Below are 15900 nucleotides of genomic sequence, written 5' to 3'. Positions count from 1 at the left end.
TTACTTAAATGGGATTAAAGTTTTCTAATTTTTATATTTCTAAACCAAATTGGGCTTGCGTGATCTTGTAATCCAATATAACCGGTTTTGTACTTTGCATAATCAGGAGCATTATCCCATTTTCCGGAATTTTTCTTTGCAAACCAATCTTCAGTCCATGGTTTAAATTCAAGCAATTTTTTCCCATTAAGCCAATGTTCTACTTTTTCAGGAGTAAAAACAATTTTGGAAGTATTCCATTCCCCTGCAGGATTTAATTGTTTTTGAGATTCATCTGCAACATGCATTGCATAATCAGCACCAGTTTTTTGCCAATCTTGTAAAAGCTCTGGATGTTCAGCTCCAAATTGTGAGTTATAACCTGTAAGGTCATGCATGGTTGCATAATTTTCATCATCTATTAGTTGATATTCTGGAGAGACTTCTGGAGGGCCCGAATAACCCTCCTTAACATGATAAAAAATACCACTATTTCCTCCTTTTGGGATCTTCCATTCTAGGGATAATTCAAAATTATCAAATTCCTCTTTACCATAAATTATATCTTTCCCACCGGTATAATCTTGTTCTAATCCTAGTTCTGTATCAAAAGTTAAGGTACCATCTTTAATGGTCCATCCAGGTGGTAAGGAATCCATATTATACCCACGCCATCCATCAAGGTTTGAGCCATCGAAAAGGTATATCCAATCATCGATTGGTTGGGCTTCAGAATTTTCAGGAGATAGTTGTTCTTCCGAGCTGTTTTTATCTGATTTACAAGAAATAAAAAGAGAAAACATCGCCAATGTTAAAAGAAGTGGTAGAGGGGAACACCGATGAAACATATTAATTAGATTGAATTTTAAAGGAGTAAGATAACAAAGCCTGGTTTTACTTCATAACTGGAAAATCAAAAAAATGAATAAAAAAATGAGCCAAACTCAATTTAGATCTCCCCACAATACCTAAATTTTTCGTATGACTCTTTTTTGTTTTTTGATTTTGAAAGACTAAATAGTTGGCTAATACATATTTATAAATTTAAAAAATACATGGCAACCACAGCCCTCGGTTCCCCACAAACCGAAAGGCTGATTTTATTTGCCATAATTTAATTTTAATCGGTTTTCTTCTTGATAACGTATCATAAAAATGATTTAATTATTTCTACGTAAAGTAACCGTCTTTATAACTTTATTATTTAGGGTAATTTTTAAATTATATACTCCTGGATTTAAATGGTCAATTCCAAGATAAATATCTTTATCCTTATTAGGGGTTTCTGACTTCCCTACAATTTTCATCCTAAAATGCGTATTAATCAATATTAGATCACCCATTTTTAAAAGGTGATTATATGCGGGGAAAATCGGGGATTATAAAAAAGATTCAATGTTTTTTAATAAGCCTTTAATCAAATATATTTCAGTTTGGATTTTTGAAATAATACAAATGTTTCAAAACATTGTACATATGTTACATATTATGCTATAATTTATATCAAGCAGAATTCCTGTATTCATCAGGTGTGCAATTGTAGTCCTTTTTAAAGCACTTTATAAAATAAGATGAAGAATTAAATCCAAGTTGGTATGCAATTTCTGATACGGTAGCGTCAGATTCCCTTAATAAAACCTCACCTAATTGAAGACGTTGTTTTCTAATAAATTCAGTTGTAGAAAAACCTGCAATTGATTTCAATTTTCTATGTAATTGAGTACGACTCATACCCATCAATCGACAAAATTTGTCAGCTGTAAAATTAGGGTCGGTAAGGTTTTTGTCTAATACTGATTTTAAATCATCCAAGAATTTTTCCTCAATCTTATAGGTTTCAATCCCTTTATTTGTAATAATATTATGAGCATAACGGTCCTTTAATTTGCTGACCGATTTCAACATATTATCAATTGTTAAAATTAATTTTTGTGGATTAAAGGGTTTAGTGACATATCCATCCGCACCATGCTCTAAACCTTTAACTTCATTTTTAGAGCCTGACATGGCAGTTAATAATATTACAGGAATAGTTGAAGTGGTGGGGTTAGATTTAATTTTTTTGCAGAATTCCCGTCCGTCCATAATTGGCATCATTATATCTGAAATAATTAATTCAGGTAGCTTTTCAGTTGCCATAAGAAATCCTTTTTCACCATTATCCGCTTCAAAAATTTTATAATCGGTATTTAGGATTGAAGCTAAGAATTTTCGAATTTCTACATTATCCTCAACAATTAGAATTGATGGTTTCAATTTGGTTAATTCATCTATTGTGTCCTTAGAATTTAGATTGATTTTTTCATTAACAGATCTTTCATGGATCTTTTCAATTTTTAATGGTAGAGTTACCGTAAATTGAATTTTATCTTCCTGCAAATTGTTGGCGATTATCTGTCCTTGACATAATTCTACCAATTCTTTTACCAAGGCCAAACCAACTCCCATACCCTCAGATTTATGATCGTTTTGATAAAACCGATCAAACATTCTGTTTAGATTTTTGACATTTACTTGTGTGTTACTATTAACAATGCTAAGAACCATATTACTGTTAATTAGGTCCGCAGAAATTTTCACTTTTGAATTTATTGGAGCATATTTTACAGCATTGCTTAAAAGGTTGGAAACAATTTTATCCAATATGTCTGGATCAAATAGGGCCGGGGGAATTGCTTGTAAATTATGTTGTATAGTTATGTCTTTTTCTTTTGCTTTATACTCAAATCCTTGGATAATTTGTTTCAAGAAATTGGATAAATCACCCTTCGTCTCCACCACCTTCATTTGGCCAGAATCAATCCTCGATAAATCATTCATCTGGTTGACTAGGTCCATTAAACGTTCGGTATTTCTATTTAATAAGGCTAATTCTTTTTGGTCCTTTTTTGAAAGATCTTTACGATTCAACTGATTTATAACCGGTCCTCGAATAAGTGTTAATGGTGTACGAATTTCATGAGAAATATTTGTGTATAATTTTGTTTTAATCTCATTCAGTTCTTTAAAATATTCTGCTTGTTGATGTTCAGCTTTTAATTGCATTTGAATTTTCCAGCGCCATCTTAGGTAATTTAAAAGCAACCAAATTAAAATTCCAAACAACAATAAATAGGAAGCAATAGCTAAATTTGAAATGTACCAAGGTTTTTTAATTGAAAACGGAAAAGTGGATATCTCTTCCCCCCAAACACCATCATAATTACTCGATTTTACTTTAAAGGTGTAATCGCCAGGAGGCAATTTGGTGTAATGTGCCCTGTTACCAAATCCTGAAAGTGTCCAATCTTCATCATATCCTTCAAGCAAATACATATAGTTATTACGTTGTGGCTGTGAAAAATGTAAAGCACTAAAAGTAAAAGTTAAGGTATTATTGCTGGGTTCAAATTCATGGTGTTTTTCAATAGGATATGAATTCCCGTTTATTTGCAAATCCGTAATTACTGTATTTGGGGCGTTTGGGTTTGTTTCAATCTGGTTAGGTTTAAACCAGTTTATTCCATTAAGACCACCAAAATAAAGAGTTCCGTTTGCATGTTGAAAATATGCCCCAGTATTAAATTCCAATCCTTGTAATCCATCAAACCTATTATAATGTTTGGTGGTATGGTTGTCTAAGTCGAATTCAGTAAGGCCTTTATTTGAGCTTAACCATAATTGATTCTCATCATCTTCTAAAATGCCATAAACCACATTATTTAATAAAGATTCATTTTCAAGGGTATAGGTTGCGTTTACTTCTCCCGTGTTTGGTTTAAATTCATATAATCCGTAACCGTTAGTTCCTATCCATAAAATATCTCTTTTTTCGTCATAGTAAAGACTTTTTAGTTCGTCTGGAATGTTATTGTAGTAACTGAAACGCCTAGTGTTCCGGTTGAAAGAACATAAACCTCTATCGGAACTTGCAATCCATATGTTTCCGCCTTTGTCTTCCTCAATTGCCCTTATATTATTGCTGATAATCGAGTTTTCAGTGGATAAATTATTATTAAATTCCTCAATTGTCCCATTCATAATATCGAAGAGGATTAATCCATTATCCCGACTTCCTAACCAAAAACCTTCCTTGTTTTTTTTAATGGTCCAAATTGTTTTTGCGTTCAAAGATGGATTAGAAGTAACATTAAAATGTTCCCAATGTTTTTCTTCAGTTAAAATATCTAAACCATTGCCTTGTGTACCAATTAAAAGCCTACCATCATCATACAATAAACTCATTATACGATTTGAAGAAATAGGCGAATTGCTGGTATTATATGTTTTCATTTCAAGACCATCTTGAGAAACAAAAGTTAAGCCCTTACCTGATGTTCCCAACCACATATCACCATTAGGTGTAACTGCAATAGATCTTATGACGTCTACTTGAACAGAGTCTCCAACTTGTCGGTTGGTTAACCCATTAAATTTGTTTAAATAAGCATCGAAAAAACTAGCTCCACCTCCGTCAGTCCCAAACCAAACATTTCCAGAATTATCCTCATATAGACAAAGTATATCATTGTAATTTATAGAACTATCGTCGTATTTATTATAAATATATTGTTGTGTTTGATGGTCATTTATATTCAGCTTAAAAGCACCATCGCCATAAGTACCAATCCATAAGTTTTGCTCTTTAGATAATTTAAGATCTTGTATATTAAGTTGTTTCCATAATTGAGGATTATTATAATCTCCGAAGTGTTCAATCTTGTTGCTTATTGGGTTGAAGTAATGTAAGCCTTGTCCGAAAGTGCCAATGAATAATTCCTTTCCAGATGTTTCTAGGGAACTATAAAAAGGAGGTTCATTTGTTGTCCTAGAATTATTAATTTTTTTTATTCCACCATCTTTGAGGCTATAAATGTTATGTTCGGCAGCAACAAAAATCTTACTTTGAAATTCTATAAAATCATATACAGTTTGATCTTCAATAGCATAATGAATTGCGTCAAATTTTTTTTCGTCTGATTTTTTAATAACGTAAAACCCATGATTGTAGGTGCCGAGTAGATAGGTGTTATCGTTTAATTGTAAAATTGTACTTATAGGAAAAGGTGTTTTGATCTGCTTGAAATTTGATGAACCTGGAAGGAAAATTTCTAGATTTCCTGTAGTTGTAATTATCCAAACGAATCCATTTAGGTCAACGTAAACCTTACCCAAAATACTGTAATTTTCACGTGTTATATCATCAAACTTCTTAAGGTATTTGGTTATGTTATTTCCGTCGTAGCGATTGAGACCATCTTGGGTGGCAATCCATAAATAGCCTAAGCTATCTTGCGCGATTGATATTGCACTGTTTTGTGAAAGCCCCTCGTTTACAGTTAGATGATTAAAATTTACTCTTTCAGGGGTGGAATTTATTGAAGGGCTTTGGGGATATAAATTTCTAGGTGCGACTATGATAAGTGCAATAAGAAATAATTGAACAAAACTGTTATGTTGTTTGGAAAACAAAAACGTCATTTAACCCTAAAAGCTTTATAGGTTAACGATAAATTTGGAGCCAAAATAATTTAGGAAGAATCTATTTAGTTTAAATATAACAACTTAAATTTCAAATGAAAGTTATTTCTCACTTAATCCATATTAATTTTTAACTCATTAGAAAAAAACCATTCCAAATAAAAAAAAGAGGAGGGAAATTAATCCCTCCTTTTTTGTTAATCATTTCTGTAAACAATGAACTTTTTAATTACTGTTCGGTGTTTGCCTTTTATTATAGCAAGGTGAACGCCAGGTTGAAAATTTTTCGTTACATCAATTAAAACTTTTTCATGTTCGATTACATCTTTGTGGTAAAGAAGCCTGCCAAACATGTCATAGATTTTAAGAATTGAATTTTCTTCCTCAAATTCTTCCAAATCGATAGTAAGATTTGAAGATGTTGGATTTGGATATAGTTCGATATTTGATGAAGCCATATTTCCATTTAAATTGCAATCGGGTTTGGACTTATTTTTTGCTACATTATAGTTGAATTCAAATAAATCTTCTTCAATAGTTTCACATACTTCGGCATGTAAAATTATATAATAGTTCTCTCCTAAGTTTCGAGTATCAATTCCGCTGATAGATACCTGATCAATATTGTTCAATTTTGGAGTCTTAAATGGGAATTGTCCTGGTGCCACGGTTGTTTTATTTCCTTTTTTAGGGTAGGGTTCACACCCAATATAAAGATGTACTTTCTCTAAACTGTATGTGTCATCCTCCAAAGAAACCTTAACTGTGGTCCATCCATTGTTATTTGAGACCAATACATTTCCTATTGGCGTTCGATTTTCAACATCACAGAAGGCGGCACCTATATAAAGGTCTAATTCTGTTGATCCAGAATTTGGTATTTGTTGAGTCCAACCCCAACGATCAAATTCATCATCAAAACAAATAGATCCTTCGGGTTTTCTGGCAAAACCTGCATCACAAAATACCTCTGCGTTTTCACATACATCTCCAATTCCGTTGTTGTCGGAATCTGTTTGATCTGAGTTGGAAACGGATGGGCAGTTATCGAAACAATTTACTATTCCGTCATTGTCGTCATCGTTTGAGACGCCGTTGGCATCGACATCGCCAGGGCATGGTGAATCGACCTCCTGGTCGTTGCAGTCGAGTATTCCGTCCTGGTCAGTATCGGCCTCCGTTACGTTGCACCCGCAGTCTCCCGGGGCGGTCTTTAGTGGGTCTGTCGGGCAGGCATCGTCGCAATCGGGCGTACCGTCCCCATCAGAGTCGGTATCCGCTACCCCGCAGCCGCAGTCCCCTGGCGCTACCTTATCGGCATCGTTTGGACAGAGGTCGTCACAGTCGTTTGTTCCGTCCCCGTCGGAATCTATGGTCCCGTCGCAGCTGTCCTGGCAGTTGGGTATCCCGTCATTGTCGTCGTCGTTTGAGACGCCGTTGGCATCGACATCGCCAGGGCATGGTGAATCGACCTCCTGGTCGTTGCAGTCGAGTATTCCGTCCTGGTCAGTATCGGCCTCCGTTACGTTGCACCCGCAGTCTCCCGGGGCGGTCTTTAGTGGGTCTGTCGGGCAGGCATCGTCGCAATCGGGCGTACCGTCCCCATCAGAGTCGGTATCCGCTACCCCGCAGCCGCAGTCCCCTGGCGCTACCTTATCGGCATCGTTTGGACAGAGGTCGTCACAGTCGTTTGTTCCGTCCCCGTCGGAATCTATGGTCCCGTCGCAGTTGTCCTGGCAGTTGGGTATCCCGTCGGCGTCGGCGTCGTTGGAGACGCCGTTTGCGTCGACATCGCCTGGGCATGGCGAGTTCGGTTCGAGGTCGTCCGGGTTGTCCACGTATCCCTGCGGTTGGCTGCATGTCTGCTGGGAGTCGCTTGGGTCGCCGTATCCGTCGCCGTCGGTATCGGCGTACCATGTTGTTGGGGCGCCAATGGCAGCGTCTGTGTCGTCGCAGTCTGTATTGTCGGTGACATATCCTTCAGGTGTTGAACAGCTGACCACTGAATCGTTAGGGTCCCCGTATCCATCCTGGTCGTTATCGGCATAGAAAGTTGAATCTCCGTCCTCGTCTATCTGTCCGTCGCAGTCGTTGTCCACTCCGTCACAGACTTCGGCGGCTCCTGGGTTGATCGCCTCATCGGCGTCGTTACAGTCATCATTGCTCAGGCTCCAGCCTGTACCGGGATCGCTGCAGAATAAGGTTCCTGAATCATTGATGTCTCCATATGTATCATTATCGGCATCGACATAATACAGGGTATCTCCGTCCTCGTCTATCTGTCCGTCGCAGTCGTTGTCCACTCCGTCACAGACTTCGGCGGCTCCTGGGTTGATCGCCTCATCGGCGTCGTTACAGTCATCATTGCTCAGGCTCCAGCCTGTACCGGGATCGCTGCAGAATAAGGTTCCTGAATCATTGATGTCTCCATATGTATCATTATCGGCATCGACATAATACAGGGTATCTCCGTCCTCGTCTATCTGTCCGTCGCAGTCGTTGTCCACTCCGTCACAGACTTCGGCGGCTCCTGGGTTGATCGCCTCATCGGCGTCGTTACAGTCATCATTGCTCAGGCTCCAGCCTGTACCGGGATCGCTGCAGAATAAGGTTCCTGAATCATTGATGTCTCCATATGTATCATTATCGGCATCGACATAATACAGGGTATCTCCGTCCTCGTCTATCTGTCCGTCGCAGTCGTTGTCCACTCCGTCACAGACTTCGGCGGCTCCTGGGTTGATCGCCTCATCGGCGTCGTTACAGTCATCATTGCTCAGGCTCCAGCCTGTACCGGGATCGCTGCAGAATAAGGTTCCTGAATCATTGATGTCTCCATATGTATCATTATCGGCATCGACATAATACAGGGTATCTCCGTCCTCGTCTATCTGTCCGTCGCAGTCGTTGTCCACTCCGTCACAGACTTCGGCGGCTCCTGGGTTGATCGCCTCATCGGCGTCGTTACAGTCATCATTGCTCAGGCTCCAGCCTGTACCGGGATCGCTGCAGAATAAGGTTCCTGAATCATTGATGTCTCCATATGTATCATTATCGGCATCGACATAATACAGGGTATCTCCGTCCTCGTCTATCTGTCCGTCGCAGTCGTTGTCCACTCCGTCACAGACTTCGGCGGCTCCTGGGTTGATCGCCTCATCGGCGTCGTTACAGTCATCATTGCTCAGGCTCCAGCCTGTACCGGGATCGCTGCAGAATAAGGTTCCTGAATCATTGATGTCTCCATATGTATCATTATCGGCATCGACATAATACAGGGTATCTCCGTCCTCGTCTATCTGTCCGTCGCAGTCGTTGTCCACTCCGTCACAGACTTCGGCGGCTCCTGGGTTGATCGCCTCATCGGCGTCGTTACAGTCATCATTGCTCAGGCTCCAGCCTGTACCGGGATCGCTGCAGAATAAGGTTCCTGAATCATTGATGTCTCCATATGTATCATTATCGGCATCGACATAATACAGGGTATCTCCGTCCTCGTCTATCTGTCCGTCGCAGTCGTTGTCCACTCCGTCACAGACTTCGGCGGCTCCTGGGTTGATCGCCTCATCGGCGTCGTTACAGTCATCATTGCTCAGGCTCCAGCCTGTACCGGGATCGCTGCAGAATAAGGTTCCTGAATCATTGATGTCTCCATATGTATCATTATCGGCATCGACATAATACAGGGTATCTCCGTCCTCGTCTATCTGTCCGTCGCAGTCGTTGTCCACTCCGTCACAGACTTCGGCGGCTCCTGGGTTGATCGCCTCATCGGCGTCGTTACAGTCATCATTGCTCAGGCTCCAGCCTGTACCGGGATCGCTGCAGAATAAGGTTCCTGAATCATTGATGTCTCCATATGTATCATTATCGGCATCGACATAATACAGGGTATCTCCGTCCTCGTCTATCTGTCCGTCGCAGTCGTTGTCCACTCCGTCACAGACTTCGGCGGCTCCTGGGTTGATCGCCTCATCGGCGTCGTTACAGTCATCATTGCTCAGGCTCCAGCCTGTACCGGGATCGCTGCAGAATAAGGTTCCTGAATCATTGATGTCTCCATATGTATCATTATCGGCATCGACATAATACAGGGTATCTCCGTCCTCGTCTATCTGTCCGTCGCAGTCGTTGTCCACTCCGTCACAGACTTCGGCGGCTCCTGGGTTGATCGCCTCATCGGCGTCGTTACAGTCATCATTGCTCAGGCTCCAGCCTGTACCGGGATCGCTGCAGAATAAGGTTCCTGAATCATTGATGTCTCCATATGTATCATTATCGGCATCGACATAATACAGGGTATCTCCGTCCTCGTCTATCTGTCCGTCGCAGTCGTTGTCCACTCCGTCACAGACTTCGGCGGCTCCTGGGTTGATCGCCTCATCGGCGTCGTTACAGTCATCATTGCTCAGGCTCCAGCCTGTACCGGGATCGCTGCAGAATAAGGTTCCTGAATCATTGATGTCTCCATATGTATCATTATCGGCATCGACATAATACAGGGTATCTCCGTCCTCGTCTATCTGTCCGTCGCAGTCGTTGTCCACTCCGTCACAGACTTCGGCGGCTCCTGGGTTGATCGCCTCATCGGCGTCGTTACAGTCATCATTGCTCAGGCTCCAGCCTGTACCGGGATCGCTGCAGAATAAGGTTCCTGAATCATTGATGTCTCCATATGTATCATTATCGGCATCGACATAATACAGGGTATCTCCGTCCTCGTCTATCTGTCCGTCGCAGTCGTTGTCCACTCCGTCACAGACTTCGGCGGCTCCTGGGTTGATCGCCTCATCGGCGTCGTTACAGTCATCATTGCTCAGGCTCCAGCCTGTACCGGGATCGCTGCAGAATAAGGTTCCTGAATCATTGATGTCTCCATATGTATCATTATCGGCATCGACATAATACAGGGTATCTCCGTCCTCGTCTATCTGTCCGTCGCAGTCGTTGTCCACTCCGTCACAGACTTCGGCGGCTCCTGGGTTGATCGCCTCATCGGCGTCGTTACAGTCATCATTGCTCAGGCTCCAGCCTGTACCGGGATCGCTGCAGAATAAGGTTCCTGAATCATTGATGTCTCCATATGTATCATTATCGGCATCGACATAATACAGGGTATCTCCGTCCTCGTCTATCTGTCCGTCGCAGTCGTTGTCCACTCCGTCACAGACTTCGGCGGCTCCTGGGTTGATCGCCTCATCGGCGTCGTTACAGTCATCATTGCTCAGGCTCCAGCCTGTACCGGGATCGCTGCAGAATAAGGTTCCTGAATCATTGATGTCTCCATATGTATCATTATCGGCATCGACATAATACAGGGTATCTCCGTCCTCGTCTATCTGTCCGTCGCAGTCGTTGTCCACTCCGTCACAGACTTCGGCGGCTCCTGGGTTGATCGCCTCATCGGCGTCGTTACAGTCATCATTGCTCAGGCTCCAGCCTGTACCGGGATCGCTGCAGAATAAGGTTCCTGAATCATTGATGTCTCCATATGTATCATTATCGGCATCGACATAATACAGGGTATCTCCGTCCTCGTCTATCTGTCCGTCGCAGTCGTTGTCCACTCCGTCACAGACTTCGGCGGCTCCTGGGTTGATCGCCTCATCGGCGTCGTTACAGTCATCATTGCTCAGGCTCCAGCCTGTACCGGGATCGCTGCAGAATAAGGTTCCTGAATCATTGATGTCTCCATATGTATCATTATCGGCATCGACATAATACAGGGTATCTCCGTCCTCGTCTATCTGTCCGTCGCAGTCGTTGTCCACTCCGTCACAGACTTCGGCGGCTCCTGGGTTGATCGCCTCATCGGCGTCGTTACAGTCATCATTGCTCAGGCTCCAGCCTGTACCGGGATCGCTGCAGAATAAGGTTCCTGAATCATTGATGTCTCCATATGTATCATTATCGGCATCGACATAATACAGGGTATCTCCGTCCTCGTCTATCTGTCCGTCGCAGTCGTTGTCCACTCCGTCACAGACTTCGGCGGCTCCTGGGTTGATCGCCTCATCGGCGTCGTTACAGTCATCATTGCTCAGGCTCCAGCCTGTACCGGGATCGCTGCAGAATAAGGTTCCTGAATCATTGATGTCTCCATATGTATCATTATCGGCATCGACATAATACAGGGTATCTCCGTCCTCGTCTATCTGTCCGTCGCAGTCGTTGTCCACTCCGTCACAGACTTCGGCGGCTCCTGGGTTGATCGCCTCATCGGCGTCGTTACAGTCATCATTGCTCAGGCTCCAGCCTGTACCGGGATCGCTGCAGAATAAGGTTCCTGAATCATTGATGTCTCCATATGTATCATTATCGGCATCGACATAATACAGGGTATCTCCGTCCTCGTCTATCTGTCCGTCGCAGTCGTTGTCCACTCCGTCACAGACTTCGGCGGCTCCTGGGTTGATCGCCTCATCGGCGTCGTTACAGTCATCATTGCTCAGGCTCCAGCCTGTACCGGGATCGCTGCAGAATAAGGTTCCTGAATCATTGATGTCTCCATATGTATCATTATCGGCATCGACATAATACAGGGTATCTCCGTCCTCGTCTATCTGTCCGTCGCAGTCGTTGTCCACTCCGTCACAGACTTCGGCGGCTCCTGGGTTGATCGCCTCATCGGCGTCGTTACAGTCATCATTGCTCAGGCTCCAGCCTGTACCGGGATCGCTGCAGAATAAGGTTCCTGAATCATTGATGTCTCCATATGTATCATTATCGGCATCGACATAATACAGGGTATCTCCGTCCTCGTCTATCTGTCCGTCGCAGTCGTTGTCCACTCCGTCACAGACTTCGGCGGCTCCTGGGTTGATCGCCTCATCGGCGTCGTTACAGTCATCATTGCTCAGGCTCCAGCCTGTACCGGGATCGCTGCAGAATAAGGTTCCTGAATCATTGATGTCTCCATATGTATCATTATCGGCATCGACATAATACAGGGTATCTCCGTCCTCGTCTATCTGTCCGTCGCAGTCGTTGTCCACTCCGTCACAGACTTCGGCGGCTCCTGGGTTGATCGCCTCATCGGCGTCGTTACAGTCATCATTGCTCAGGCTCCAGCCTGTACCGGGATCGCTGCAGAATAAGGTTCCTGAATCATTGATGTCTCCATATGTATCATTATCGGCATCGACATAATACAGGGTATCTCCGTCCTCGTCTATCTGTCCGTCGCAGTCGTTGTCCACTCCGTCACAGACTTCGGCGGCTCCTGGGTTGATCGCCTCATCGGCGTCGTTACAGTCATCATTGCTCAGGCTCCAGCCTGTACCGGGATCGCTGCAGAATAAGGTTCCTGAATCATTGATGTCTCCATATGTATCATTATCGGCATCGACATAATACAGGGTATCTCCGTCCTCGTCTATCTGTCCGTCGCAGTCGTTGTCCACTCCGTCACAGACTTCGGCGGCTCCTGGGTTGATCGCCTCATCGGCGTCGTTACAGTCATCATTGCTCAGGCTCCAGCCTGTACCGGGATCGCTGCAGAATAAGGTTCCTGAATCATTGATGTCTCCATATGTATCATTATCGGCATCGACATAATAAATTGTTGAGTTTGTGCAGGATTCGATAATATTAACAGTATAATCTTCTACTTGTCCATAGGTTGAATTTCCACAAGGTGTAGTATTTGCACCTTGATTAGCATCATGAAGCCTTATTCGCATCGTAGTATCCCCAAGTAATGCTGTCTCAGGTATGGTTATATTACCCTCCCAGGGAGAAGCTTTAAGAGATGTTACTAAAACCTCCTCTCCAGCATCTTCAAAATCCCCATCCTGGTTAAAATCAATCCAGACGATTACCTGATCAGAACTAAATGAAGTTCCGCTATATGAGGCAGAAAAACTATAGGTTTCTCCTTGGTTCACATCGGTTGAAATCGAAGTAAAATCTTCATATCCTCCTACAGATGTTGAAATATTATTGATTGTATTAAATATAACTGTAGAAATCTTTTCATATTGAGTGTCAGTCGCACCTGCTTCGCAATAAACCAAATCATTTGTTGAAAAAGGTAAGATTGCAGATGGATCAGTTGGTACCGATAAACATACACTTCGGACTTGTACTTCATAGTCTGTTTGAACTTCCAAACCTGTCAAAGTATAAAATGGATAAACTATATTGGAAATCGTTGTCCAACTAGGGTCGCCCACTAGTCGGTAGTCTAGCTCATAATAATCAACTCCAGAGTACGGGTCCCATACTATTGTTGCTTCTGAGTCTGTGATGTTCTCCGCTGTTAAGTTTTGTGGAATAGAATTACTATTGCAGGGAGTTCCTTCTCCTAACAGAATAGTATAGTCTTCTACCTCTCCTACGGCAAAAAATCCGCAAGGGTCTAGGTTTCCTGGAATCCAACCTGAAATCGGAGCCGTACCCGTCTTATAGTAGCGGATTCTCATACGTTTTTTCCCGGCAGAGTGACCTAATGGTGCAGTAATATTAATGGAGTGTTCAGATATTCCTGGCTCGGAGTGATATTCCAATTCACTTGAGTCGAAAATTTTATCATCGTTCCAGTCTATCCAAACTGCCAAATAGGCTGAGGAAGTAGCATTTTCGATAAGAGTCGTTAAGGTTTGGGTATCCCCAGGATCCATACAGGTTGCCAAAGCAGAAAGATCGGAATAAAAGCTTCCCTCAGAACTATGATTTATATCTCCCATGGACACAGTAGAAATGTAGTCTATGTCTTGAGCAACAAGGCCCTGTTCTCCCGCCAAACAATATTGAATAGCGTCACTATACCTAGAAACCTCATGTTTCATTTCTCGAAGTGTTCTAGCATTGTCACCATCAAATTCATCGCCTATAGGCTCTTCCGTATCTCCTTCTCCAAACATAATTGTAGGATCAGACAAATATGCTATAGGACTATCACCTCCTCCATCATCATAAGTCATAATAGTTCTAAAGCTATTAGGGAACATTGGAGGGTCGCCTATTGCAGGTTCTTGATCCCTCCAACCACTAGACCTCTGGTGGTTGTCCCAATCTATCCAATTTGTTGGTCCTGGAGCAGTACTTTGTAAGTAGTAATGATTAGCACCCATATTGTGACATATTTCATGGGCAAAAGTATATTGCGAAAGGGCGGCATGAACTTTTACATTTGCAAATGCCCTATCTGGTAGGCCATATCTAGAATTTGGTACATTGGCAATCCCTCCAATATTATCACCTTGTAAGTCAGTAAATAAACAGACTAAATCTGCATTATGTATCTTACGAAGATTGTGTATCTCATCCATTTCGCCATCTGTACTGCTTTTTAAAGCATTTAAATCTGCACTTGCACTTACTTCGGTATAACTAACTTTGGCAGTGTGGACCCTATTAAAATTGATACCTAGTGCATTATTTGTGGAAATCAAATTTGCTTGGTCCATCGCACTTAAAATTGTATTTTCAATACCACCGTCATTTGCATTTGCCCAAGTTTCTGCCGCGTCGGTATACACTACTAGAATATCTATATCGGCAGTATTCGCTGTGTTTGGTAATATTAGGCAAGTTTCAGATGGATTAACCAATCGATTTAAATTTGGGGAGTTTTCTTCAGGATTTTTTTTATCAATTTGTTGTTCAGCTTCATTTCCACATTTTAAATCTGAGTCTAATTCTAAATTTCGTTGAATTAAAAACCCTTTTTTAGATGATTTTGAAGTTCGTGTGGTATAGCTCTCACCGTTCTCTGGAATGTTTATTGTTAATAGGTAGCTTCCATTAGAAATAGATAAGAAAGCATAGGCGTATTGGTACTGTTTAAACTTTAGAATAATTGATGTACCACCGTTTTTGGTCAGAGATTGTTTTTCTACAACCGCTTGATAATTTCTATCATGGAACAGTCCTAACTGAATTAAATCCCCCTCCTGAATTTTGCCTTTAATGAAGAAATTTTCGTTAAGGGTAAAAGGTCGAGCGCGTTTTGCTTTTTTGAGTTTTGGATTATTGGAATTGCCAACGTCCTGAATTTCATTCGGAATATCAGTTCCATTGTTAATATTAAATGAGTTTTGGGAAAATGATAAGGTGGTCAAAAAGATTAGAATAATTGTGAAGAACCTATACATGACTTTTGGTTTGGTTGAGAAATAGCTTACAGATAACACTTAAGTTAGGCTGGCGATATGGGAATAAGAATTGGGTAAATGTCAGTAAGTGTGGGGGAGGGGATAGACCTAGAAATTCTGATATATTATAATACCAAAATGTTATTCTAGATGAGATTAAGACATTGCTATTTAAAACTAAACTTAATGATTAAAATTGGATAGTAGATATGTTACAATTAATGAAACAAATGTTCCAAAAGTCTATTTTTAAGGAGGTTAGGTAAATATTTAAGGCATTAATAGAAACCCTATTAATATTTTTAAGAAAAATAAAACAGGAATCAAAAATTTAAATTAGTGATTCCTGTGATTAGAAATATTG

At 41.8% G+C, this 15900-nt stretch carries 3 protein-coding genes; all 3 read right to left on the bottom strand.

Translation table 11 applies throughout. The features are described from left to right. Positions 1 to 14: 14 nt before the first annotated feature. The 3 genes from ISU00_RS00115 to ISU00_RS00105 all read right to left on the bottom strand — a co-directional run bounded on the left by ISU00_RS00115 (position 15) and on the right by ISU00_RS00105 (position 15536). Positions 15 to 782, bottom strand: coding sequence for a 3-keto-disaccharide hydrolase (locus ISU00_RS00115; RefSeq protein ID WP_228852016.1), 768 nt, complete (start codon positions 780 to 782; stop codon positions 15 to 17). Positions 783 to 1482: 700 nt separating this feature from the next. Next, complete coding sequence (locus ISU00_RS00110) at positions 1483 to 5439, bottom strand: hybrid sensor histidine kinase/response regulator transcription factor (RefSeq protein ID WP_228852015.1); 3957 nt, start codon at positions 5437 to 5439, stop codon at positions 1483 to 1485. Positions 5440 to 5636: 197 nt separating this feature from the next. Continuing rightward, positions 5637 to 15536, bottom strand: coding sequence for a MopE-related protein (locus ISU00_RS00105; RefSeq protein WP_228852014.1), 9900 nt, complete (start codon positions 15534 to 15536; stop codon positions 5637 to 5639). Positions 15537 to 15900: the final 364 nt, after the last annotated feature.

Origin of the sequence: Aegicerativicinus sediminis, assembly GCF_015476115.1 — a bacterium.
GTDB lineage: Bacteria > Bacteroidota > Bacteroidia > Flavobacteriales > Flavobacteriaceae > Aegicerativicinus > Aegicerativicinus sediminis.
The sequence above is the reverse complement of the archived record's forward strand: the minus strand, read 5'-3'. Positions and strand labels throughout refer to the sequence as shown.